At 64.3% G+C, this 22587-nt stretch carries 16 protein-coding genes and 2 pseudogenes; 8 read left to right on the top strand and 10 right to left on the bottom strand.

Annotated features, from left to right (window positions below; all coding sequences use genetic code 11):
• Positions 1-34: 34 nt before the first annotated feature.
• Positions 35-705, top strand: a pseudogene (locus ACVWY3_RS01165) (catalase); the annotation flags it as partial.
• Here ACVWY3_RS01165 and ACVWY3_RS01160 read toward each other — a convergent pair.
• From ACVWY3_RS01160 to ACVWY3_RS01150, 3 genes are all read right to left on the bottom strand, one after another.
• Entirely contained in the window at positions 625-1638 is a 1014-nt protein-coding gene (locus ACVWY3_RS01160; RefSeq protein WP_456836813.1) for a helix-turn-helix domain-containing protein, read from the bottom strand. The pseudogene ACVWY3_RS01165 and the gene ACVWY3_RS01160 overlap by 81 nt on opposite strands.
• Positions 1639-1901: 263 nt before the next feature.
• Positions 1902-2009 (bottom strand): BA14K family protein, encoded by a 108-nt coding sequence (locus tag ACVWY3_RS01155; protein WP_456836812.1) that lies wholly within the window; start codon positions 2007-2009, stop codon positions 1902-1904.
• A gap of 847 nt (positions 2010-2856) precedes the next feature.
• Positions 2857-3210 carry a hypothetical protein gene (locus tag ACVWY3_RS01150; RefSeq protein WP_456836811.1) on the bottom strand — a complete coding sequence of 118 codons (354 nt, stop codon included), beginning with the start codon at positions 3208-3210 and terminating at the stop codon, positions 2857-2859.
• 785 nt (positions 3211-3995) lie between these two features.
• Here ACVWY3_RS01150 and ACVWY3_RS01145 point away from each other — a divergent pair.
• Positions 3996-5000 (top strand): glycosyltransferase family 2 protein, encoded by a 1005-nt coding sequence (locus ACVWY3_RS01145; protein ID WP_456836810.1) that lies wholly within the window; start codon positions 3996-3998, stop codon positions 4998-5000.
• Between the two features lie 394 nt (positions 5001-5394).
• Positions 5395-6555, top strand: coding sequence for an MFS transporter (locus ACVWY3_RS01140; protein WP_456836809.1), 1161 nt, complete (start codon positions 5395-5397; stop codon positions 6553-6555).
• Between the two features lie 6 nt (positions 6556-6561).
• On the opposite strand, the gene ACVWY3_RS01135 is transcribed toward ACVWY3_RS01140, so the two are convergent.
• Positions 6562-7551, bottom strand: coding sequence for a Bug family tripartite tricarboxylate transporter substrate binding protein (locus ACVWY3_RS01135; protein ID WP_456836808.1), 990 nt, complete (start codon positions 7549-7551; stop codon positions 6562-6564).
• 297 nt (positions 7552-7848) lie between these two features.
• Here ACVWY3_RS01135 and ACVWY3_RS01130 point away from each other — a divergent pair, with 297 nt between their 5' ends.
• Positions 7849-10686: an ATP-binding protein gene (locus ACVWY3_RS01130; protein WP_456836807.1), complete on the top strand. Its 2838-nt coding sequence runs from the start codon at positions 7849-7851 to the stop codon at positions 10684-10686.
• 348 nt (positions 10687-11034) lie between these two features.
• On the opposite strand, the gene msrA is transcribed toward ACVWY3_RS01130, so the two are convergent.
• The 4 genes from msrA to ACVWY3_RS01110 all read right to left on the bottom strand — a co-directional run bounded on the left by msrA (position 11035) and on the right by ACVWY3_RS01110 (position 13670).
• The gene (msrA, locus tag ACVWY3_RS01125; protein WP_456836806.1) at positions 11035-11550 is read right to left on the bottom strand and encodes a peptide-methionine (S)-S-oxide reductase MsrA; all 516 of its coding nucleotides are present in this window, start codon (positions 11548-11550) and stop codon (positions 11035-11037) included.
• Between the two features lie 128 nt (positions 11551-11678).
• The gene (locus ACVWY3_RS01120) at positions 11679-12101 is read right to left on the bottom strand and encodes an OsmC family protein (RefSeq protein ID WP_456836805.1); all 423 of its coding nucleotides are present in this window, start codon (positions 12099-12101) and stop codon (positions 11679-11681) included.
• Positions 12102-12263: 162 nt separating this feature from the next.
• Positions 12264-12953: a VOC family protein gene (locus ACVWY3_RS01115; protein WP_456836804.1), complete on the bottom strand. Its 690-nt coding sequence runs from the start codon at positions 12951-12953 to the stop codon at positions 12264-12266.
• 48 nt (positions 12954-13001) lie between these two features.
• Positions 13002-13670 (bottom strand): sensor histidine kinase, encoded by a 669-nt coding sequence (locus tag ACVWY3_RS01110; protein WP_456836803.1) that lies wholly within the window; start codon positions 13668-13670, stop codon positions 13002-13004.
• Between the two features lie 330 nt (positions 13671-14000).
• Here ACVWY3_RS01110 and ACVWY3_RS01105 point away from each other — a divergent pair, with 330 nt between their 5' ends.
• The 3 genes and pseudogenes from ACVWY3_RS01105 to ACVWY3_RS01095 all read left to right on the top strand — a co-directional run.
• Entirely contained in the window at positions 14001-16835 is a 2835-nt protein-coding gene (locus tag ACVWY3_RS01105) for an ATP-binding protein (protein WP_456836802.1), read from the top strand.
• Between the two features lie 118 nt (positions 16836-16953).
• Positions 16954-17661 carry a hypothetical protein gene (locus ACVWY3_RS01100; RefSeq protein ID WP_456836801.1) on the top strand — a complete coding sequence of 236 codons (708 nt, stop codon included), beginning with the start codon at positions 16954-16956 and terminating at the stop codon, positions 17659-17661.
• A gap of 442 nt (positions 17662-18103) precedes the next feature.
• A pseudogene (locus tag ACVWY3_RS01095) lies at positions 18104-18580 on the top strand (helix-turn-helix domain-containing protein); the annotation flags it as partial.
• Between the two features lie 113 nt (positions 18581-18693).
• Here the strand turns inward: ACVWY3_RS01095 and ACVWY3_RS01090 are convergent.
• Complete coding sequence (locus tag ACVWY3_RS01090; protein WP_456836800.1) at positions 18694-21030, bottom strand: molybdopterin guanine dinucleotide-containing S/N-oxide reductase; 2337 nt, start codon at positions 21028-21030, stop codon at positions 18694-18696.
• A 326-nt stretch (positions 21031-21356) separates the two neighbouring features.
• On the opposite strand from ACVWY3_RS01090, the gene ACVWY3_RS01085 reads away from it, so the two are divergent.
• Positions 21357-21707: a RidA family protein gene (locus tag ACVWY3_RS01085; protein ID WP_456836799.1), complete on the top strand. Its 351-nt coding sequence runs from the start codon at positions 21357-21359 to the stop codon at positions 21705-21707.
• Between the two features lie 53 nt (positions 21708-21760).
• On the opposite strand, the gene ACVWY3_RS01080 is transcribed toward ACVWY3_RS01085, so the two are convergent.
• Positions 21761-22384 carry a hypothetical protein gene (locus ACVWY3_RS01080; protein ID WP_456836798.1) on the bottom strand — a complete coding sequence of 208 codons (624 nt, stop codon included), beginning with the start codon at positions 22382-22384 and terminating at the stop codon, positions 21761-21763.
• Positions 22385-22587: the final 203 nt, after the last annotated feature.

The following is a 22587-nucleotide window of genomic DNA, read 5'->3' as shown; positions in this document are numbered from 1 at the left end:
AACTCCGCGCGCTCAGCCATGCACGCATCTTCAGGATCGCGCCAATCTGGTGCTGCGCGGCTTCAACTTCAAGCTCGGTGACGAGGATCATCGATCCGACATTCTCGTCGAGAGCGCGCCGGTGCATTTTGCGCGAACGCTCGACCAGATGCTGGCCTTCCTGGAAGCGCGTATTCCGGGCGCGGACGGCAAGCCCGATGTAGCGAAGGTCAAGGCGTTCTTGGCGGCCAACCCTGAGACGCTCAACCAGGCCAACTACGTCGCCGCGCGTCGGCTACCCGGAAGCATTGCCGGCACCACCTACTGGGGCGTGCACGCCTTTCCGGCAACGAATGAGCAAGGTGAGACGCGCTTCATCAAGTTCAAAGGTGGCCCCAAGGCCGGCGGCGACATCACGCTGAGCGAGGACGAAGCGAGAGCGAAACCGGCTGAGCTCCTGCGCGACGATCTCGGCACGCGGATCGCGGCAGGCGATGCCCGGTGATGGCGCTGCTCGATCGTCCCGGCGATCACACCAGGGACGTCACGATCCGCTGGCCTGAGGAGGATGATCGCGAAGAGGTGCGCCTCGGCACGATCGTGATCACCGCATTCGAGCCGAACGAGGCCTGCGATGCCTCCATTTTAAATCCGGCCAATCTCGCCGATGGCATCGCCTACCCGCCGGACGAGATCTTTGCCGCGCGGCGCTCCGTCTACACCATTCACGCCCCCACGGCTCGAGGCGCCAAGTGCCTCACGGCGCCATATCGCCGGACTGACGCCGACGATCGAGGAGAACACGCGCGTGAAGTGGCTCTGGTTGGCAAAGCCGGCCGAGATCGCGATCTCCGACAGCGGCAGGTCGCGAACGCTCATCAGCTGCTTGGCGGTCTTGATGCGCTGATGCAGCAGCCATTGGTGCGGCGGCAGGCCGATCGAAATCCGGAACGCGCGTGAGAAATGGCTGACCGAAAGGTCGAGCTCGGCTGCGATCTTCTGCAATGAGAGCTTGCCGCTGAGATCGGATTCGAGCCGCTCGCAGGCGCGCTTCGCCTGCCATGGCGCGAGGCCGCCGCGGGCGGAGACAGACATGCGCTGAAGCCCGCCATAGGTCTGAGCAACATGGGCGGTCAGGCCGAGCATCATGTGATCGACGAAGAGCTGATTGGCCTCGTCCGGTCTGCGCAGGCCCTCCTGAAGCGAGGCGCCGATGTGGCGGATGATTCCGTCATCGTGGCCGACGCCGATCTGACAGTCGAGCTCGTCGACGCGCGGCGCACTGCACTGCTCGGCGATGCTGTCGAGCGCCGAACGTGGAATGTAGAAAAACAGCGAGTGGAACGGCTTGTCGATGACGTAGCGCGGATCGCACTTGAGATCGTAGAGATAGGTCGTCCCGGCGCAGACATCCGTCCGCATGACGCATTTGCCGCGTTCCCAGAGCTCGCAGTCCGGATAATCGTGCAGCTTCAGGCTGACGAGAAAGGCATCTTCAGCGGTCAGCGAGCCGGACAGGCCACGCACCGGGCGGTCATTGCGGGTTTCGGTGACCGCGAGCGCAGCGCTGCGCAGCGAGCGCGTGACCAGCGACGGCGGCGCATCCTTCAAACGCAGGAACTGCCCCAGCCTCTGCCCGTAGGCGCCTGCCTGTGTCATCGGGATCGTCCTTCTGTGGAAGCTCAAGTGCAGGCCACAGGGCGCTGCAATCAGGAGCGCACATTATCGGACATTCGCCAATAGTCGTCCACGCTCGCACGCGGCGAGCTCGTCACGGATTTTCACAAATGCACGACGCACGCCGCGGCGTCCCGCCGCACCACCGCGTCCTAGAATGAGGTGCCGCCGCCGAGTGAGGCGGCCGCACCTCGCTGCCCATAGCGGCAGGTCAGCTAGACGTGTTTCCAAGACACCGCTCGAACTTATGGGCAGGAATGCCGCCGTCCGTTATAGGCCACGTAAGTTCCGGATGCCGGATCGTAGGTCTGAAAGTGCTGGCAGCTGTAGCCCCCGCCGCGGTTTCTGCTCAACGCGAGCTGGTTCGGCTGGCTTGATAGCCGATTTGCTGTATTCCGTGGTCACCGGTTGGACTACGGGGGCGGACTTCACGAAAGCGGCGTAGCTGTTTGCCCAGGCGGGCAAGGAGGAGACACCGGGCCTCTCTTCCACAGCGGCGGGTTTCCGTTCCGTAGAGCGCCGCGCGTCCGCCAGTTCGGTTGCAAGCGCTTCGGCCCTGTCGTGCTCCTGCTGCAGAGACTGCCACAGTACCGCCGTCGCGCTGTCGACCGCTTGGCTGAACTGGTGCGCCTCGCCGTTGGGCATCGACAACAGCTTCCCGACGTACCGCCATGCCTTCACCAGTTCTTTCTCGAGCGCCTCGGCCCTGTCGTGCTCTCGCTGCAGAGACTGCCGCAGCTCCGCTGTCGCGCTGTCGACCACCTGCTTGAGCTGCGCCGCCTCCTCGTCCTTCGGCAATGGCTTCTGTTGCGCCATCACCGGCGGGATGATCGTGATGGATGAGCTTGGATAAATCCTGCTGAGTGGCGTATTGCGCCACATAGGCGACGACTTCGGCATTGAGACAGAACCCGATGAGCGTGGCCGTGACGAAGGTTGGGGCGATCCAGGAAATTGCAAATCGCCGCCGCGCGTCTGACGCCTCGGGGATGACCACGTTCGGTGTGGTCTCAATCGTATGGCGCATGTAAACCACCCCCGGTTATCAGGCCATTGCTTCTTCACTTCGCCGGAAGCCTAATCCCGCGCGTTGTGGGCCTCAAGTTGCTCTTTTTGGTGATAGCTCCTCGTTGATCGTTCCGGCTGTCATGCAGTTCGCTAGGGCTGTGAGACGTTCCGGAGCCCACCTGCAGAATGGTCCTACTTCTTGAGAATGCCAATATCGGTGTTGCCCAAGTTCTTCATGGCGCGTTCAGCGGCCGGCGTATCCACCGCGTTATCATGCAAGGTTGGAGCCTGCGTAACCGAGGAAGCATCCACGTCGCCGCCAGTCGCTGCATGGCTGAGCGCGTTGCCCACGTCGGGACCGGAGGAGCCCGCAGTGCCGCTTAGGGTATGCCCGGTCGATAGGGTGCCGCCCGCATAACCTGTCGAGCCGGTGGCCGCAGTTCCACTCGCCGCGGAGCCGCCACTGCTCGATTCGCCCGCACTCTGGGCAAAGGCGAGCGAGGCGCCGCCAACGAGTAAGATCAAGACGACGGCGATGTGGTTCAACGAGCGATCCTCTAGATGAACAAGCGCTCAATGAGTTGGGTGGCCGATCGTTCCATAGGGGCCTACCGCTCCCGCCTGCAAAGCAGGAGAGCGTGGCCATGGCGCAAATCCTCCACGAACGAGCTGACGAAAGGATGGCATACGCTACCCAGTGCCGGTCAATTTGGCTCCGGCGTGGGCTCCAACAGACGGTCATGGCAGCGCCGAGCAGGAGGCTGGCCGGTCGCGCCACCCCTTACATCTATTGCCATATCGCCAGACTGCCCGAGCCGGATGAATGTTGAGGGCTGGGCCAGCACGATGCTCTTGGCCCGAACAGCTTTCTCGGCCCCAACTTTGCCCGCCAGCGAGTTGGTGGCCTCTTTTTGCGCCGACGCAAGCCGTGACGCCTCACCAAGCTCCGCTACGCCGCGCTCTTTGCCTCGCGATTTCCGAAGTGAAGAAGCTCGGCGGAGACGATGTGCCGGATTTTCCCGCTGCAAGGGCCGACTTCTTGCCTACCGCAAATCTCAGCTGTCACCAACCAAAACGAGTATTTCCAAGTTTTCCTTATGTTGGTTGCATCGACATTAACATGTGTGAAGCGTTTTCTCGTTGTGATCTGCTTCAAAACATCGCGGCCGCGCCACCGTCATGCAAATGGACGATGACGATGTGCCCCTCGGTATCCACCGTCCGGCCAACTCGGCTTACTCAGCGCGAGGATGGTCTACTTTGACTGCGATCAGTTTCGATCGGACGCGAGGACGATCTTCAGCAATCGCTTCTTAGTGAGGAGCTACCGAATGGACAGGTTGCAGGCCAAGCGGCGCGGCAGCTCCCAAGGCTCGGACTTCCAGCCATTCATTTCGGTCGCGATACCAACCTTCCGCCGTCCAAACATGCTGCGCCGCGCGGTCGAAAGCGTGCTGCAGCAGGACTTCTCCGATTGGGAATTGGTTATAAGCGATGACGAAGGGCCGGCGGGCGAGAGTTGGCATATTTCGTGCGAATATGCCCACAAGGAGCCGCGCATCCGAGTTATCGAAAATCGCAGAGGCCGTGGTCAGGTCGAGAACACGAACAACGCGATGCTTACGTGTCGCGGCCCCTGGATCAAATTATTGCATGATGACGACTGGCTAGCGCCAGGAGCGCTCACAACTTTCGCGAAGCTTGCGAGGGCTTACCCCGCCGCGGCATTTATGACCTCCACATGCCATCTCGTTCAGGACAACGGCATAAGGTACCGACGAGGAGGCGAGATTTACTGCTATTCAAGTCAGCAGTGCCTAGCGGATCTCTATTTGGCGGGGAAGACCCGGTTGCTGCGGATGGTCCCTTCGACGCTGCTGGTCAACGGCAAGGTCGTCAAAGCCGGCTGCCTGATGCGAAACTACCACTCGATAAGTTGGGGAGTTGACCAACTGTTCTTCGTTGATCTGGCCTGTCACGGCGACATGGTGGCGATAGACGATGGTCTTATCTTTTACGACATGACGGACCACGCAAGCATCACGGCTTCCGGATCGTTCACCCAAATTGACCAGGAGACATTTGATCTCAAGCGTCTCACCTGGAGCCTTTTGGAAGATAAGAGAGCGCTTCCCAATCCCGAAACGATCGTGCGTGCGCTACGGGTTGCTCGACTGCGCGGACGGATCGGCCGCCAACCAATCGTCGCAACTATCCGCGATGCAATTCAAATCCTTCGCCCCTCGGTTCTGAGAGCTGCCAACAGGACCATGCGAGCCTGGGCGCGCGCTCCGGGGATCATACTCGTGCTTTCTTGTGGAAACGCTCTGATCTGATGTGCTCTGATTTGATCCACCGCTTGGCGGCCTGCCACTTCGCTCGTTGGCGCCACAGCGGCCGACGGCGTTGTGCACGCCATCGAGATGTTGGCGAGACGAACTAAACAGCGCCATCTGTCGACGCAAAACCTTAGGGCTCAGGAGAGCAATCCGCCCTGCCCTTGGCCACTCGCGCCGACGCTGCCGCGTCCACCACAAGCCCGGCTCTCGAAAATCACGACCACATGATCGCCCCTCAAGGATGAGCCGGTCCGGCCCAGACCGGCGCAGAGAGGCCTGCAACAACTGTTCGGTTGCGATATTGCCACCGCTCTTCCCGACATAAAGTCGCGGCAATCTTCGGGCTTGTCGAGTGCACCCTCCTCCGTCTGCTTCTTCTTCCGGAGTTCCCATGCATTCTGCCGATCGGCCGGCGACCCGTCTTGCGACGCGGCTCGCCTTTCTCGTCGCGGGCTTCGGCATCGCGTGCTGGGCCCCGCTGGTGCCGTTCGCAAAGGCGCGGCTCGCCGTCGACGACGGTGTGCTCGGACTGCTCCTGCTCAGCCTCGGGATCGGCTCCGTGCTTGCCATGCTGCTGACCGGCGTCATGAGCGCGCGCTACGGCAGCCGGCCGATTATCATCACGGGCGGCCTCGGCCTTGCGCTAATCCTGCCGCTTTTGGCTGTCGCGAGCGCGTCCGCAACGCTGGCTCTGGCGCTGTTCGTCTTCGGCGCGGCGCTCGGCTCGATCGACGTCGCCATGAACATCCACGCGGTGGAGGTGGAGCGCGATGCGGGCCGGCCACTGATGTCCGGCTTCCACGCGCTGTTCAGCATCGGCGGCTTTGCCGGATCGGCTTTGATGACCGCGCTGCTCTCCCTGCAACTCGGGCCCCTCACCTGCACGCTGATCTGCTCCGCCCTGATGCTAATTGCGATGCTGGTCACCGCGCCGCGTCTGCTTCGCTCCGTGCAGGTGCAGGAGGGACCGCTGTTCGTGGTGCCGCACGGCTCGGTGCTGCTGCTGGCGCTGCTCGGCGCCATCACGTTCCTGGTCGAAGGCGCGATGCTCGACTGGGGCGCACTGCTCGTGATCGGCGCGGGCCTCGTCTCCGAAGCGCAAGGCGGGATTGGCTATACCGTGTTCTCGATTGCGATGACGATGGGGCGGCTCGGGGGCGATGCCATCGTCGCCCGCGTCGGCGACCGCGCGACATTGCTCTGGGGCAGCCTGATTGCGATCGCGGGCTTTGTCGTGCTGCTCACGGCTCCCGTGGCTGCGGTTGCGATCGGCGGCTTCCTGCTGATCGGCCTCGGCGCATCGAACCTCGTGCCGGTGCTGTTCCGCCGGGCGGCGCGGCAGACGGTGATGCCGACGGGGCTTGCGGTGGCGGCGATCACAACCGCGGGCTATGCCGGCATCCTCATCGGCCCCGCCGGCGTCGGCTTCATCGCGCGTATCGGCGGATTGCCTCTGGCGTTCTGGCTCTTGGCCGCGCTGATGGGTCTCGTCACGATGTCGGCGCGCATCGTCACGGCGGAGCGGCGCCAGGCCATACGCGTCGACGCCTGAGCGGCTTCACGGCTTGCCGAGCCCAATCGACTTGATCACGGGCGCCAGGCTCGCCGCCGTCGCCTCGACGATGCGCTGGAATTTGTCTGGGCTCGAATTGCTGTCGGGCTCCATGCCTTGGGCCCGGTAGCTCGCCTGGAGCGTCGCATCGGCCATGGCAAGGCGTGTTGCCTGCGCGATCCGATCGATGATCGCATCCTCGGTGTTCCCAGGCGCGAACAGGCCGAACCAGCCGTCATAACGGAGGTCCGGCATGCCGGATTCGATGGCGGTCGGAATCTCCGGCGCAACACTCAGCCGTTTTTCGGTGACGACCGCGAGCAGCCGAATCTTGCCGGCCAGGCTCAGCTGCTGCAATGGTACCGACATCACGGCAATGACGAGCGAGATCTGGCCGCTGACGAGGTCGTTGCTGGCCTGCGCGATGCCGCGATACGGTACATGGATGATGTCCAGACCGCCCGCCCGCAGTTTGAAGGATTCGCCGACCAGGTGATTTCCACTCCCGATACCGGGCGTCCCGTATGACAGTTTTCCCGGATTGGCCCTGGCGTAGCCGATCAGCTCGCGCAGATTGGCGGCGGGCACCGATGGATGGACGGCAAAGATCAGCGCACTGCTGATGAGCCGGTAGATGGCTCGGAAATCGTCCATCCTATAGGTCGGAGTCTGCGACAGCAGCGGAATGATGGCCTGCGTGCTGTCGTTTCCGAGCAGAAGCGAGTAGCCGTCCGGCTCTTCGCGCGCGATTGTAGCCGTCCCTAGCGCGCCGCCCGCACCGCTGATGTTTTCAACGAAGGCCGGCCCAAGCAGCGATGACATCTTCTCCGCCCAGGGGCGCCCGATCTGATCGCCCGATCCGCCCGCCCCGTACGGGATCACGAGGCGAATCGGGCGCGACGGATAGTCGGCGGTTCGTCCACTGCGCGGGATTGCGGCAAGCGCCGCTGCGCCCGGCAATGCATGGACGATCTGTCGCCGCGAGAGGGAAGGCATATTTGAATCCGGAAGTCGGTTGTCACTGTCGAGGCGGGACCCGCTCCCAAACCATTCCATCGCAGCAATGATTCACCGCCGTCAATGCTGCCTCCAGTTTAGTCGGCGGCGTCGTTGCCGTGTCATGTTCGCCTAACCCATTCCTTCTCAAGCAGGATTCCCGTTGCCGGCTGACCCCAGCGGTGCACGCAGGGCTGCCAGCCCTGCCCCACTGCTTTCGGCCAGTTTACTGTACGTCTCGTTCTGATAGAGCAAAAAAGTCGTACCTTTTGACTCCCGTTGCGGGGGGCATGGCGCGTGCCAAATCGTAGCGAAGACTCGGCTATTTCCTTCGGGCCATTTCGACTGTTTCCGAAGTCCCGGCTCCTGGAAAAAGAGGGCTCGCCTCTGCATGTCGGCGGCCGCGCGCTCGATATTCTCATTTTTCTAGCCGAGCGCCCTGGCGAGGTCGTCGACAAGAGAGAGCTGGTCAAGCGGATCTGGGCCGACGTCAATGTCGATGAGGGCAGCCTGCGCTTCCATGTCGCAGCGCTGCGCAAGGCGCTCGGCGATACCGGCAAGTCGGCCCGTTATATCATCAACGTGCCCGGGCGCGGCTATTGCTTCGTCGCCTCCTTCGCTCAAGCTGCGGCGCCGGCCGCGCAGCCCACCGTCGACATCCTGCCGCCGCGCTCGCTGCCCGCGCCGCTCTCCAAGATGGTGGGACGGGAGGAGATCGTCGAAAGAATATCGAACGGCCTTTCGCTCCATCGCTTCATGACGGTGGTCGGTCCCGGCGGCATCGGCAAGACCGCCGTCGCGGTCACCGTCGGGCACCGCCGCTCGGCGGATTTCGGCGGGCGCGTCTTCTTCGTCGATTTCGGTCCGCTGCGGGATAGCAGCCATGTCGCGACCACCATCGCCTCCGCGCTTGGCCTCACCATCAGCGCGGAGGATCCGACGCCGGCCCTCCTGACGTTCCTGAAAACCGGCCCGGCGCTGCTGATCTTCGACAGCTGCGAGCATGTGCTGGATACGCTCGCCCCGCTGGTCGAGCGCATCGTTCGCGACGTGCCGCAGCTTCGCGTGCTCGCCACCAGCCGCGAATCGTTCCGGAGCGAAGGCGAGCGCATCTTCCGGCTGTTCCCGCTGGATTGCCCGCCCGAGCGCGAGGGCCTGGGTGTCGACGATGTGCTCGCCTATCCCGCGGCGCAGCTCTTCGTCGATCGCATTGCGCAGAGTTCGGGTCCGTTCCAGCTCAGCGCGGAAGAAGCGCCGCTTGTCGCCAGCATCTGCCGGCGCCTCGACGGCATTGCGCTCGCGATCGAGCTCGCGGCGGGCCGCGTCAACGCCTACGGCATCGCCGGCACGGCATCGCTGCTCGACAGCCGCTTTTCGCTGCAATGGCGAGGGCGTCGCACCGCCGTGCCGCGACACCAGACCCTTGCGGCGGCGCTCGACTGGAGCTACGACCTGCTGCCTCCGGCCGAAAGCGCCACCTTGCGCCGGCTCTCGGTCTTCGCCGGGCCGTTCGCGCCGGAAGCGGCCGCGGCGGTTGCCTCCGGCGACGGCCTCAGCGCCTCGGAGACGCTGGAGGCTATCGACAGCCTGGTCACCAAATCGCTGATCTCGCCATCGGCCTCGCGGATGCTGCGCTATCGCCTGCTCGACACCACGCGCACCTACGCGCAGGGAAAGCTCGCCGAGCTCGGCGAAACCAGGCAGTTCGCGCGGCGCCATGCCGAGCATTTTCGCGATTTCTTCCAGCGCGCCGAAGCAGACTCGTCGAGGCCGCTGCCGGAATGGCTGGGTATCTATGGCGCCGAGCTGGACAATGTGCGCGCGGCGCTCGACTGGGCCTTCGCGCCCGACGGCGACGCTGCGCTGGGAATCGCGCTGACCGCAGCTACGGTCACGATGTGGGTGCGCCTGTCCCTGTTCGCCGAATGCCGCGAGCGCGCGCGAACGGCGCTCAGCGCGCTCGGAGATGCCGGCGACGAGCGTATCCGCATGCAGCTTCTGTCAGCGCTCGGCTGGTCGCTGATGTATGGCGAGGGCCGCGCCCGCGAGGCGCGTCCGATCCTGGAGACGACGCTGGAGCTCGCCGACCGGCTCGATGATAAGGACTTTCGCCTCCGCGCGCTGTGGGGCTTGTGCATCGACCAGTTCAACAACGGGCAATTCGGCAAGGCTCGCGCGCTGGCCGATCGGTTTGCGAATGCCGCGGCGAACTCGCCCGACCGGACCGATGCGATGCTGGGCGACCGGCTGATGGCCGTGGCGCTGCACTATCTCGGCGAGCAGAACGAGGCGCGCATCTGCATCGACCGGGTGAACGCATCGCTGCATGTGCTGGCGGAGAAGCCAAAAATCTTCCCGCTCGACCTGCGAATATCCACGCAATATTTCCGCGCTCGCATCCTGTGGCTGCAGGGCCTCGCCGATCAGGCGCAGGCGCTTGCCGCCAGGAACATCGAGGAGGGCCGTGCCAACGGCCACGCGCTGACGTTCTGCAGCGTGCTGGGACAAGCCACCTGCCCGATCGCGTTCTGGGCCGGCGACTTCGAGGCCGCGGAGCGCCACGGCGCCGAGCTCGTCGAACACACCGAGCGCCACGCCATCCGGCTGTGGGGGCTGTGGGCGCGAGCCTTCAACGCCGCGGTGATCGCAAGGCGCGGCGATATCGCGACAGGCCTGCCGCTCCTGCGCGAAGAGCTCAATCGCGCCGGCGATGCGCGCTTCCTGCCGCGCTTTCTCCCGCTGCTCGGCGAGCTCGCCGCGTGCTGTCTGGAGGCCGACCAGATCGACCGCGGCCTCGACGTGATCGAGGACGTCCTGACCCGCTGCAACGACCGGCAGGAGCTCTGGTATCTGCCGGAGCTGATGCGCATCAAGGGCGAGCTGATGCTGAGGAGCCCGCGGCATGCGGGCGCCGCCGAAGCGCGCTTTCGCGAAGCCATGGGCATTGCAGCCGAGCAGGGCGCGCGGTTCTGGGAGCTGCGCTGTGCGACCAGCCTGGCGCGATTCATGATCGGCGCCGCCCGGAGCAAGGAAGCGCTGCCGGGTCTCGAAAACGTCTGTGCCGGGTTTACCGAAGGCTTGGGGATCGCCGACATGCGCATCGCGCGCGACCTGATCGCGCAATTGCGGAGCTGACCGCGCCTTCCGGACTAAAGCGCGATAAGATCAGGTGCATCATCATCGCGCTCCAGCTTTTATTTGCGCATGAACTTCCCGGAAAACCGCTGCGCACTTTTCCGGAACATCCTTTAGCAGGGCTATCGCATATGGAAACAGCGACCCTGCGGCCATCCTTCGAGACGCCCGCTTTGAGCCGGCTCCTCAGGATGAGGGCGGAGTACGCGGCAGTCGTTTCAGCGCGGCGATGCCGACGAGCCTCATCCTGAGAAGATCGCCACCGGGTCCCCGCAAGGCGCGGCCCGGTGACAGGCTCAGCGGTCGTCTCCAAGGACGAGGCGCGCGCTCAGCCGGACGACGCCGTCTCTAGCCGCCCGCAACAGCCGCGCGCCGCGGCAGCTTCCAGTTGGGCCGGATGAAGTGGCAGGTGTAACCGTCGGGATAACGTTCGAGATAATCCTGATGCTCCGGCTCGGCTTCCCAGAACTCGCGCGCCGGCGCGACTTCGGTGACAACCTTGCCGGGCCACAGGCCCGAGGCCTCGACGTCGGCAATGGTGTCCTCGGCGATCCGCTTCTGCTCGTCGCTGGTGTAGAAGATCGCCGAGCGGTAGCTCGTGCCGAGATCATTGCCCTGACGGTTCAGCGTGGTGGGATCGTGGATCTGGAAGAAGAACTCCAGCAAGGTCCGGAAGCTGGTCTTGGCAGGATCGAACATGATCTCGATCGCTTCGGCGTGGCCTTCGTGGTTGCGATAGGTGGCGTTCTTGACGTGCCCGCCGGTGTAGCCGACGCGGGTCGAGATCACGCCCGGTTGCTTGCGGATCAGATCCTGCATGCCCCAGAAACAGCCTCCGGCCAAAACTGCGCGCTCCATCGTCATCTCTCCGCTCCCGATTGATCGCCCTGCATCCGTCTTATCATATGCATTCGGCTGCCCGTCCGAAAGGCAGGCATTTCGCCCATGTCCACCCGGTTCCTCAGAACCGGATGGACATTGAGAGCTCGTCTTTAGCCGAGCTTGGCGTCCAGCGTGATCGCGGCGTTGAGCACTTTTGACACCGGACAGTTCTTCTCGGCCTCGCCGGCGAACTTGGCAAATCCCGCCTCGTCCAGATTTGGTACTTTGGCCCGCAGGGTGAGGGCCGATTTGCTGATCTTGAAACCCTTGCCTTCCGGCTCGAGCGTGACGGCGGCTTCCGTCGAGAGCTCGTCCGGCGTGAAGCCGGCCATCTGAAGGCCAAACGCCAGCGCCATGGTGAAGCAGCCGGCATGGGCCGCCGCGATCAACTCCTCGGGATTGGTGCCCTTCTCGTTCTCGAAGCGGGTCTTGAACGAATAGGGCGTATCGGCGAGCACGCCGGATTCGCTCGACAGATGGCCGGTGCCGTCGCGACCGGTGCCCTTCCAAACTGCTTTTGCCTTGCGGATCATCTCGGTTCTCCTTGTTGTTTTACAGCACCGGCGCTCCGTACGAAGGCGACATCGGCGCGACCGCCTGCGCCGTTCCAACCGATCGAGCGCCGCAGCGGTTCCGATGCAAACCGAAGCGAGCGTGAGCGAATGCAAAGTGGCGCGCGGCCAACTGCGTTCTCGTTAGGACGGCAGCGGCTGGCCGGCCTGCTCGCGGACGATGTAGTCGGCGTACCAATCCGCCCAGTTCTCGTCATGCCCGCCAGTCCGCTTCTCGTGCTCACCATGCGCCACCGCCGCGCGGCGCATGGTCGCGCCGAGTTCGGCCGTCGAGGCGAATGTCGTGCTGCCTGCCTCGATGCGCCCAGGCAGTCGCGTCGTGACTTCCTGGAACAACCAGCCATTGCCGTCGGGATCGCTGAACGAGGCGAACGAGCTGTAGCTGCCTCGCTTCGGGTCAGCGCCACTGACGCGAGCGCTGCCGAACAGATACGGCTCATCAGGACCGGTGTGAACATCGCCGCCGCCGTGGAATGCTTCGCTTACCGCGACGCCGCGGTCGAGCAGATCCTGCCGGGCCGCCTCCAGATCGGAGACGATCAGGTACAGGCCGCGCACCGAACCGGGCGCTGCGCCCGTGACGTTCCGGCCGAAGATCACCGAGCAGGCCGAACCTGGCGGCGTGAACTGGATCACCCGCCAGTCGTCGCCAGATGTAAAGTCCGCGTCCAGTCGCCAGCCGAGCCGCGTGTAGAACGCCTTGGCGCGGTCGACGTCGGACACGGGGATGACGACGACCTCGAGCTTCAGATCGAGGCTGCGCGATGTCGAAGGCTTGGCCGCGGCGTCGCGGTCGATATCGAGTGTGGCCATGTTGAACTCCCGGATGTGAGGTGCAGCGATAACGAGTAGAGACGGTTTTTAGGCAGCCGCCGGCATCACGATGGTTACCCGCGTGCCGCCCTGCCCGCTCTCGCCCTGCAGCCGCGCCTGGATACTGCGGGCGAGCTCTTGGAGGATACGGCTGCCGGTGCCCTGAAGCGGACTGGTCGCACCGATGCCGTTGTCGGTGACTGTGCAGAGCCAGGCCCCGTTGCGCCTCGCCATGTCGATGCGGATCAGCGCACCGTTCTTGTTCGGGAAGGCATGCTTTGCCGCATTCGTCACCAGCTCCGTCAGCATCAGCGCGAGCCGATGACATTGCGATGCCGACAACGTGCCGCTCGCGAGCGCAGCTTCGCAGCGGATGCCCGCCGGCGCTAGCACCGCTTCGGAGAGCGCTCCGCACAAATTCTCCAAGAAGGCTTCGATAGAGACCGGCGATGAATCACCGCTGTCGGACAGAAGCTGGTAGAGCCTGCCGAAGGCGACGATGCGCCGCTCGAACCGGTCCACCGCAACCGAAACGTCCCTTGGCCCTGCCCGCGTGAAATCGCGGCGGACTGACGCACCCAGCAGCGTCAGCGTGTTCTTCATCCGATGATGTGATTCCCGCAGCACCAGCTCCCAATCGCGCGACTGATCGTCGAGATTGGCCACAAATTCAGATCGAACGACATGGTCGTTCGGCCGAGCGCCGATACCGGACATCATAGCCTCCCGTTTGACGTAACACTGAGCTCGGAGACCATACTGGATGCAGTTTGCGCGCATCGCTCGTTAGACGTTGCAAGATTCTGTTATGATCGGCGGCAAACAGAGTGTGGCAGCGAAGCTGTCCTCTGCACGGTCAAGCATACTGACGAATTGTCGCAGGGCGCTCAGTAAGCCCCTCGCGCTTAAGCAAAATTTGTGACAGATCGTGCCCGTGCGCTCGGCCGATCGGCCGCGCGATTTCGCCACTTTCGGGCAGTTTACTGATAACGTCGTTCTGCTAGACGAAGGTGCAGACGTCAGCTCTCTGACTGGAATCATTGGCCCGTGCCGAACATCAGCGACCAGGATTCGGCCATTGCCTTCGGGCCATTCCGCCTGTTCGCCAAGTCGCGTCTCCTGGAGAAGGACGGCGCCCCGCTTCACCTCGGCGGCCGTGCGCTCGATATCCTGATTTTCCTCGCCGAGCGCGCCGGCGAGGTCGTGGACAAGCGGGAGTTGATCAAGCGCGTCTGGGCCGACGTGAATGTCGACGAAGGCAGTTTGCGGTTCCACATCACGACGCTGCGTAAGGCCTTGGGGGATGCCGGCTTAGGCTCGCGCTACGTCGTCAACGTCCCCGGACGCGGCTATTGCTTCGCGGCTCCGCTGCTTCGGGCCGAAGCTGCGGAGCGGCGAACGAGCCCGGCTGCCCCCGCGCCTCACGCGCTTCCAGCGCCGCTTGCGAAAATGATCGGGCGAGACGATGCGGTCGAACGGATCTCCACTGAATTGGCGCAGCATCGCTTCGTCACCATCGTCGGCCCCGGCGGCATCGGCAAGACCTCGGTCGCGCTCGCCGTCGCCCATGGTGAGCTCCAGGCCTTCGACGGCCGGGTGAGCTTCGTCGATTTCGGCGCGCTGACCGATGCCCGGCTCGTTCCCGGGACAATCGCGGCAGCGCTGGGCCTGACCGTCAATTCCGACGACCCGATGCCTGGCTTGCTGACGTTCCTGCGCAGCCGGCGAATGCTGCTGGTGTTTGACAGCTGTGAGCACATCATCGACGAGCTCGCGCCGCTGGCCGAGCGTATGGTTCGCGAGGCGGGCGAGCTGCATGTCCTCGCCACCAGCCGTGAGTCGTTTCGCACCGAAGGCGAACGCGTCCATCGGCTGTTTCCGCTGGATTGCCCGCCGGAGCGCGACGGGCTCGGCATCGCCGACATTCTTGCCTATCCCGCAAGCCAGCTCTTCGTGGAACGCATCGCCGAGAGCCTGGGTGACTTCGAGCTGAGCGAGGAGGACGCGCCGCTCGTCGCGGATATCTGCCGGCGGCTGGACGGCATCGCGCTCGCGATCGAACTCGCGGCCGGACGCGTCAACGCCTATGGCATCGCCGGGACCGCCTCGCTGCTCGACAACCGCTTCTCGCTGTTGTGGCGCGGACGGCGCACCGCCATCCCGCGGCATCAGACCCTGAGCGCCGCGCTGGCGTGGAGCTACGATCTGCTGCCGGCGACCGAAAGCGCGGCGCTGCGCGCATTATCGGTGTTCGTCGGCCCGTTCACGCTGGAAGCCGCGGTGGCGGTTGCGGCCAGCCAGGGCATCAGCGAGCCGGAGGCGGTCGAGGCGATCTCGAACCTGCTCTCCAAATCCCTGATCGCGACCTCGCCCGCGGAGCGGCGGCTGCGCTATCGCCTGCTCGACACCACCCGCACCTTCGTCGGCGACAAGCTCGTCGAGCGCGGCGAGGCGACCCGCGTCGCGCGCGCCCACGCCGAATATTGCCGCGGCTTCCTGCGCGACATCGCGCTCAAATCCACGGGCATGCAGACGGCAGGTGGCTTTCTCCCCTATGCCGACCATCTGCCTAACGTCCGGGCCGCGCTGACCTGGAGCTTTTCGGACGGCGGCGACCGGATGATCGCCGTGGATCTGGCGGCCTCCGCAGCCCAGTTCTTCCTCGAGCTGACATTGCTGACGGAATGCCATCGCTGGACCCAGCAGGCGCTCGACATGGGTACCGTGGATAGCCGCCAGGAGATGACGCTGCAGGCCGCGCTTGGCGTCTCCGTGATGTTCACACAGGGCAATACCGACGCGGTCCGCGCGGCGTTCACGCGCAGCCTTCAGCTGGCGCAGGAGCTCGAGGATCTGCATTGGCAGCTCTGGCTGCTGCGCGGCCTGCACATTTACCTCACCAGGGTCGGAGATTTTCACGGCGCGCTCGGGACCGGCGAGCAGAGCGAGAGCGTCGCGCGCAAGCTGAACGATCCCGCCGCATCGCTGAACGTCGAATGGATGTTGGGCGTCGCGCATCATCTGATCGGCAATCAGGACAAGGCCGTGCAGTTCTGCCAAAGTGCGATGCTGCACAATCCGGGTTCGCAGCGGCTGAATATCGGCCATCTCGGTTATGACGACCGCATCGTCGCACTGGTCGCGCTGGCGCGCGGCCTGTGGCTCACGGGCCGGCCCGATCGCGCGATCGAGGCGGCCGAGTACACCGTGCGCGAGGCCGAACTGCTCGAACAGCCGCTGACGCTCGGCATCTCGCTGATCTGGACGATCTACGTGTTTCTCTGGGTTGGCGACTTCGCCAATGCCGAGATCCTGATCGAGCGGCTGATCGAGCATTCGGCGCGGCACTTCCTGGGTCCCTATCACGCGGTCGGCATCGGCCAGAAGGGCGAGCTGCTGCTGCGCCGCGGCGACGTCGCGGCTGGAATCGAGCACCTCCGCCGCAGCCAGGCGACGCTGTACGCGACACGGCACCGGATCATGACGACGGTGTTTGCGACCGCGCTCGCCGAGGGTCTCGCCGCGCAGGACCAGCCCGAGGAGGCCTTGCAGACGATCAATGAGGCCATCGGTCAAATCCCCGACCATGGCGAATCCTTCGACATGCCGGAGATGCTCAGGATCAAGGGCGAGATCCTGGCGCGGTCGGGCAATGCGGCAGAGGCCGAGAGCCATCTGCGCAGATCACTCGATCTGGCGCGGCGGCAACGCGCGCTCGGCTGGGAGCTCCGCGGCGCGATCAGCCTCGGCCGCATCTGGCAGCGGGCCGGAAAAGCAGGCGAAGCACGCGCCCTGCTCGCCCCGCTCCTCGGGCAATATCAGGAAGGGCTTCAGAGCCGCGATCTGATCACCGCAAGGGGACTGCTGGGCACCCTGAATTGAGAGCGTTTTCAACGAGATACCGCCATCTCGCGCGCTCGCAAGTCCTAACAACTTCTAACATGCCAAGCCGCATTTGCCCCGCCATGGTGATGGCGCTTCACGGCGGATATGGCGGGACATGGCGCTCCTTGACGATGCAATCAATGCCAGCGGCGGCATGGCGCGCTGGAATAGCCTGGACCGGTTCACGCTCCACCTTTCCGTTGGCGGCGCGCTGTTCGCCAGCGCCGGACATGCCGGGGAATTCAAGGACGTGACCGCGGAAGGGTCGACCCGCACGCAATCGGTCCGCTTCACCGGCATCACCGGCGGCGAGCACTGCGGCACCTTTCAGCCCGATGCGATCGCGATCGAGAGCGTGGACGGCGAAGTGCTGCGGACCTGGCGCAATCCGAGCCTTGCGTTTCCCGAGCTCGGCTCTCCTGCGCTGGCGGACGAGTTGCACCTCGTCTTCTTCTGTGGCGTCGCGATCTGGAACTATCTGACCAATCCGTTCCTGCTCGCCCATCCCGATGTCGTCACCGAAGAGCTTGCGCCATGGCACGAGAACAGCGAGACGTGGCGGCGGCTGCGGGCGCAATTCCCCTCACACCTGATCACGCTCGCGCCCGAACAGATTTTCTATTTCGACGAGAACGCGCTGCAGCGGCGAACAGATCACGATCTTTTCGGAATGAAGATCACGCATTACTCCTGGGCGCATGACAGCTTTGGCGGCATCGTGGTGCCGACGCTTCGACGCGCGCAGGCGCTGCGGCCTGACGGAAGCGTGATCGCAAAGCCCGTGCTGATGGATGTCGAGATTTTCGACGCCGTGTTCGAGTAGCGGCGGCGACAGGAGCGCCGAAGGCCTTTGCGGATACAATCCTGGACGTGGCGGCCGCAACCTAAAGCATGATCCGGAAAAGTGCGCAGCGGTTTTCCGAAAAGATCATGCGCAAACAACAAGCTAAAGCGCGATGACGATTCATCCTGATCTCATCGCGCTTTAGCGATCAACGCCACGAATCCACGGCAACGAGCCGGTCAATCGCCACGCGATATCGCTGCGCTGTCCCGTGACAAGGCTGATCTACGCAATTGTCCGAAAAACTGAGCGCAATCAGAGCTCCTGCGGCGGGCTGTCGCACCCAGTGAGCACGCACAAAAACTAACACATCCTAATCACCCCTAACGGGCTTCCTGGCCAAGTCGCGCCTATCCTCTCAGCATGAAAACGAATGGGTCTGCGCGCTTGCCGTCGTTGCAAGAGCGGCGGAGCCAAAAGAGGACGAACGATGTCGATGAATTTGCAAGCGGCGCACGGCTCGATTGATCTTACAATCCGCCCGCGAGTCAATGCCTTGCCGAAATGGCGGTTGCGGCGGGTGGAGCAATACATCGCCGATCATTTCGACCGCTGCATCAGCCTGTCCGAGCTCGCCAATGTCGCCGGCCTGTCCAGGATGCACTTTGCGGCACAATTCCGCACCGCGACCGGCTATCGTCCTCGCGAATATCTGCTCAAATACCGGATCGAGCATGCGAAGACGCTGCTCGCGACGACCGCGCGGCCGCTGGCCGAAATCTCACTCGCCGTCGGTTTCAGCACGCAGGCGCATTTCTCGACCGTGTTCAAGCGCATCAGCGGCCTGTCTCCGGCACGCTGGCGCCTTGCGAGCAAGAACCAGCGTTGCGAGATCGAAGCGCTGCCGCGGCGCCGTCCATCGGCCGACGGGCATTCGATCACTAGCGCCGCTGCATAGCTCGTCGATTTGCGCCGGCTCGCGTCCTCCTCCTCCCGGGTCCGCGAGCCTCTCGGGGCCGTTCCTGCGCCCATACAGGGCGGCCCCATTTTGACGTTCGCCACAAGCGCCGACTACGTAGAGAGCTCCCTAACCGGATCGAACGCCCGGATCGGCGGCAGATTGCCGGTGAACTTCTCGACCTCGACGGTCGTCAGCTGCCCTGTGCAGCCCTGCGCAAACGACGACGTCCCAATGTCGCGCGTGAGCACATTCGGATTGCCGTGGACGCAGAGCGGCGCGTCATCCTCAGGGTCCATCGGATCGTACCAGGCGCCCGTCGGAAGCTGCACGACGCCGGCTGCGATGCCGTCGGTGACGTGGACGGCGGCAAGGCAGGCGCCGCGCTCGTTGAACAGGCGGATGATGTCGCCATCCTTGATGCCGCGCGCGCTAGCGTCGACCGGGTTCATGCGCGCGACCTCGCGGCCGCGATGCTTTGCGCCAAGCGAGTGGCCGCCGAAATCGAGCTGGCTGTGCAGGCGCGTCACCGGCTGGTTGGCGACCAGGAAGCACGGCGAGCCAGGCTTCGGTGTATCGGTCTTCTCGAGCCATACCGGATGGCCCGGACAATCCGCATCGCCATGGTCTGCGATCTTTTGCGAGAATATCTCGATGCGGCCGCTCGGCGTCGGCAGGGCATGATTGACCGGATCCTCGCGGAAGCGGCGTAGCCGGCCGCCGTCGTCGGGCTGCTGCGGCACGACCAGGCTGCCGCGCCGCCAGAACTCGTCAAAACTCGGCGCTTCCAGGCCGCGCTTGGCGAGCGAGGCGCGGGTCGGCTCGTAGAGATGCTCCAGCCACTCGCGTGACGTGCGCCCCTCGGTGAACGGCTCGCGCGCACCGAGACGTTCGGCGAGATCGGCGAAGATCTCGTAATCGTCGCGCGCAAGGCCGAACGGCTCGGCGATGCGGTGCATCGCGACCATGAGGGGGTCGTTGGCGGAATAGCCGATGTCCTCGCGCTCCAGCGTCATGGTCGAGGGCAGCACGATATCGGCGTGGCGCGCTGTCGCGGTCCAGGCAAGCTCGTGCACGACGAACGTGTCGAGCTGCGCAAACGCCTTGCGCAGACGGTTGATGTCCTGGTGGTGGTGGAAGGGATTGCCGCCGGCCCAGTAGACAAGGCGAATGTCCGGATAAGTGCGCGTCTCGCCATTGTAGCGATAGGTCGTGCCCGGATTGAGCAGCATGTCGGCGATGCGCGCCACCGGAATGAAATCGGCGACGCCGTTCCGGCCCTGCCCCAGCGTCGGCCCCGGCACGTCGTTGACGCGGCGGCCGTAGTAGCCGATCGCACCTAACGAATAGGCATAGCCGCCGCCGGGCAAGCCGATCTGGCCGAGGGCTGCCGCCAGCACCATGCCCATCCACACCGGCTGCTCGCCATGCTCGGCGCGCTGGAGCGAATGCGAGACGGTGATCAGTGCGCGCTTGCCGGCGGCGCGGCGCGCAAGCGAGCGGATGGTGTCGGCGTCGACGCCGCAAATTGCTGCGGCCCACTCGGCGTGCTTGGCCTGCCCATCGATCTCGCCATCGAGATAGCGCAGGAAGATGGGCCAGCCTTCGGTGTAGCGATCAAGGAAGGCCTGGTCGTGCAGGTTCTCGCTCACCAGCGTGTGGACGATGCCGAGCATCAGGGCCGTGTCGGTGCCAGGCACGCAGCTCATCCATTCGGCCCCAGCCTCGACGGGCAGATCGTCGCGCAGCGGACTGACCAGAATGAACTCGCAGCCGCGCCGGCGCGCAGCGTCCATTGCGCCACGTTCGACATGCTTGCTGATCGAGCCGCCGGCCACCATCGAGTTCTTCAGCGCCATGCCGCCGAAGGCGAGCACAATGTCGGTCTCGGCGGCGATCTGCTCCCAGGTGACGTTGCGCTTGGTGATGTCCTCATAGCCCGCAAGGATCTGCGGCAGCAGCACCGAGGACGCGCCGGACGAATAGGTGTTCACCGAGCGCACATAGCCGCCTAGGGCGATGTTGAGAAAGCGGTGAACCTGACTTTGCGCATGATGGAAGCGGCCCGCGCTCGACCAGCCGTAGGAGCCGCCGAACACCGCGCCGGGACCCCGCGTATCGCGGATGCGGCCGAGTTCGTCGCCGAGCAGATCGAGCGCCTTCTCCCAGCTGACGGAGACGAATTCGTCGCGGCCGCGGCGATCATCCGGGCCCGGACCGCGCTCGAGCCAGCCGCGGCGAATCGCCGGCTGGGCGATGCGCGCCTGGTGGCGCAGCGCGCCGGGGAAATTGTCGATGATGCCGTTCGGATCGGGATCGCCCGCATAGGCCCGGACCTCGAGCCCGCCTTCGCCCTGACGCGCGGAAAACACACCCCAATGCGAGGTGTGCGGCTTGAAGCCGTCCGACAGATCGAGGCCGGGGTCGGGAAAGCCAATCGTGTCGTCCATCATCTGATCCTTGTTCCGGTGCGTGGTCCGGGTCGTGTCCGAGTCAATTCCGGTCGCAGTATACTGATCCGCTCCCGATTGTCGTTGCGATCAGGCCAGCGGAAATGCCGGACCCTCGTGCGCAAGTACAGGCGAGTAAACCCTCGAGTGAACGATCGCGGAGGTTCATCGACCCGATTGTTCCATCATTTCCAATACCTTGTTCCACAAGCCTTCGGGAGCATCCTGATCGAGCCGCCTGACAAGGGCACGAAATTTCCTCTGACGACACTGACATTGGAATATGCGATATGCCACCCGTACCCCTCGAGCAACATCGGTCTCTCATGATCCAGCGCGTCTTGCCCTACGAAGGACTTCTTCACGAAGTGGTCGAGCACAATGGCGTGCTCTATATCGGCGGAATCGTCCCCGAGGATACGAGCCTCGACATGTCGGGCCAGGCCAACGACGTGCTCGGGCAGCTGGCGCAGCTCCTGAAGACCCTCGGATCCGATGTATCCAAGGTCTTGCAGGTGACCATCTACATGACCGATCTCAAGGAGAAGGCCGAGTTCAACGCGGCCTGGAAAGCGCACTTCGCAGAAGCGCATCTACCGGCACGCGCGGCCATCGGCGTGGCCGATCTTGGTCCGGGCGTGAAGCTCGAGATGACCGCGGTCGCGGCGCGGCGATAGCGGCGTATCTCAGGTTCGCCAGACGCCGGCTCGAAACAGGCCTTGCTGCTCACCTAATCGTACTGCGCCGTGTGCGAGCTTCCGCGCTTTACCGTGCTTTCGGCAACCGCCGACACGTTTGCGGACGCGCCCTGGCTCGTCTTCGTGAGCTCCAGCGTCTCGGTCAGCTCGCCGCGCGCCATGATCACCTCCCGGCGATGCACGGAAAGAAGTTTCCAGCCCTGATAGTCGCCGTCGATCTTGAGGCGCAATGTCGTCTTGCTGTTCTCGTCGACAAAAATCCCGACACCCTGATCGCCGCCGACGACGGTGCCGACCAGCACCAGATGCAACTCGGCCTGCGGCGGGCTCGGCGGCGCTGACGGCGGCGGCGCGCTCGATGCGGTGACCGCGGCCCCAGGCGGTGGCGGCCGCCGCGAAGCTGAAAAGATCGGTCGCTCGCCCGTTTCCGACAATGTTGCGAGCGGGACCGCCCAGAGCGGATTGCCCTTCATTGCCTCACGCTTGACCGGCGAGGCCGATCGCACCGCAGGACTGACGGCCGACGCCGATGTTGCGGGAAGTTCCGGAAGCGGGCGGTCGGGCGCCGGCACGACGTAGGCTGGCGCGTCGGCATCCGAAAAATCCGACGGCAGCGCAAAGGTCGGAGCGGAGGCGGCGAGCAAAGCCGCCAGCATGGGCGCGAGCCATGCCGAGATCCGCCGTATCGCCCGATGTGCTCGCATGCCTCGCGTCATCAACCAAATTGCCAGCAGTGCAGAGTCTCAGTTCACGGAAAGCTGACGGCCTGCATATGCAGGACATGCAGTGCCGAGGGAAGCAAGGCTTATCGGTTACCCATGTGACAGCCGTGCGAAGCGGCGATTGCCTTGCCGATGTT

This window comes from Bradyrhizobium sp. USDA 4486 (genome assembly GCF_054057995.1).
Note: the sequence above shows the minus strand (reverse complement) of the source record. Positions and strands in the feature narration are given on the sequence as shown.

Coding starts and splice junctions, on each gene's coding strand:
- ACVWY3_RS01160 (WP_456836813.1), bottom strand. CDS start 1,638: ATGACACAGGCAGGCGCCTACGGGCAGAGGCTGGGGCAGTTCCTGCGT.
- ACVWY3_RS01145 (WP_456836810.1), top strand. CDS start 3,996: ATGGACAGGTTGCAGGCCAAGCGGCGCGGCAGCTCCCAAGGCTCGGAC.
- ACVWY3_RS01140 (WP_456836809.1), top strand. CDS start 5,395: ATGCATTCTGCCGATCGGCCGGCGACCCGTCTTGCGACGCGGCTCGCC.
- ACVWY3_RS01135 (WP_456836808.1), bottom strand. CDS start 7,551: ATGCCTTCCCTCTCGCGGCGACAGATCGTCCATGCATTGCCGGGCGCA.
- msrA (WP_456836806.1), bottom strand. CDS start 11,550: ATGACGATGGAGCGCGCAGTTTTGGCCGGAGGCTGTTTCTGGGGCATG.
- ACVWY3_RS01120 (WP_456836805.1), bottom strand. CDS start 12,101: ATGATCCGCAAGGCAAAAGCAGTTTGGAAGGGCACCGGTCGCGACGGC.
- ACVWY3_RS01115 (WP_456836804.1), bottom strand. CDS start 12,953: ATGGCCACACTCGATATCGACCGCGACGCCGCGGCCAAGCCTTCGACA.
- ACVWY3_RS01110 (WP_456836803.1), bottom strand. CDS start 13,670: ATGTCCGGTATCGGCGCTCGGCCGAACGACCATGTCGTTCGATCTGAA.
- ACVWY3_RS01100 (WP_456836801.1), top strand. CDS start 16,954: ATGGCGCTCCTTGACGATGCAATCAATGCCAGCGGCGGCATGGCGCGC.
- ACVWY3_RS01090 (WP_456836800.1), bottom strand. CDS start 21,030: ATGGACGACACGATTGGCTTTCCCGACCCCGGCCTCGATCTGTCGGAC.
- ACVWY3_RS01085 (WP_456836799.1), top strand. CDS start 21,357: ATGATCCAGCGCGTCTTGCCCTACGAAGGACTTCTTCACGAAGTGGTC.
- ACVWY3_RS01080 (WP_456836798.1), bottom strand. CDS start 22,384: ATGCTGGCGGCTTTGCTCGCCGCCTCCGCTCCGACCTTTGCGCTGCCG.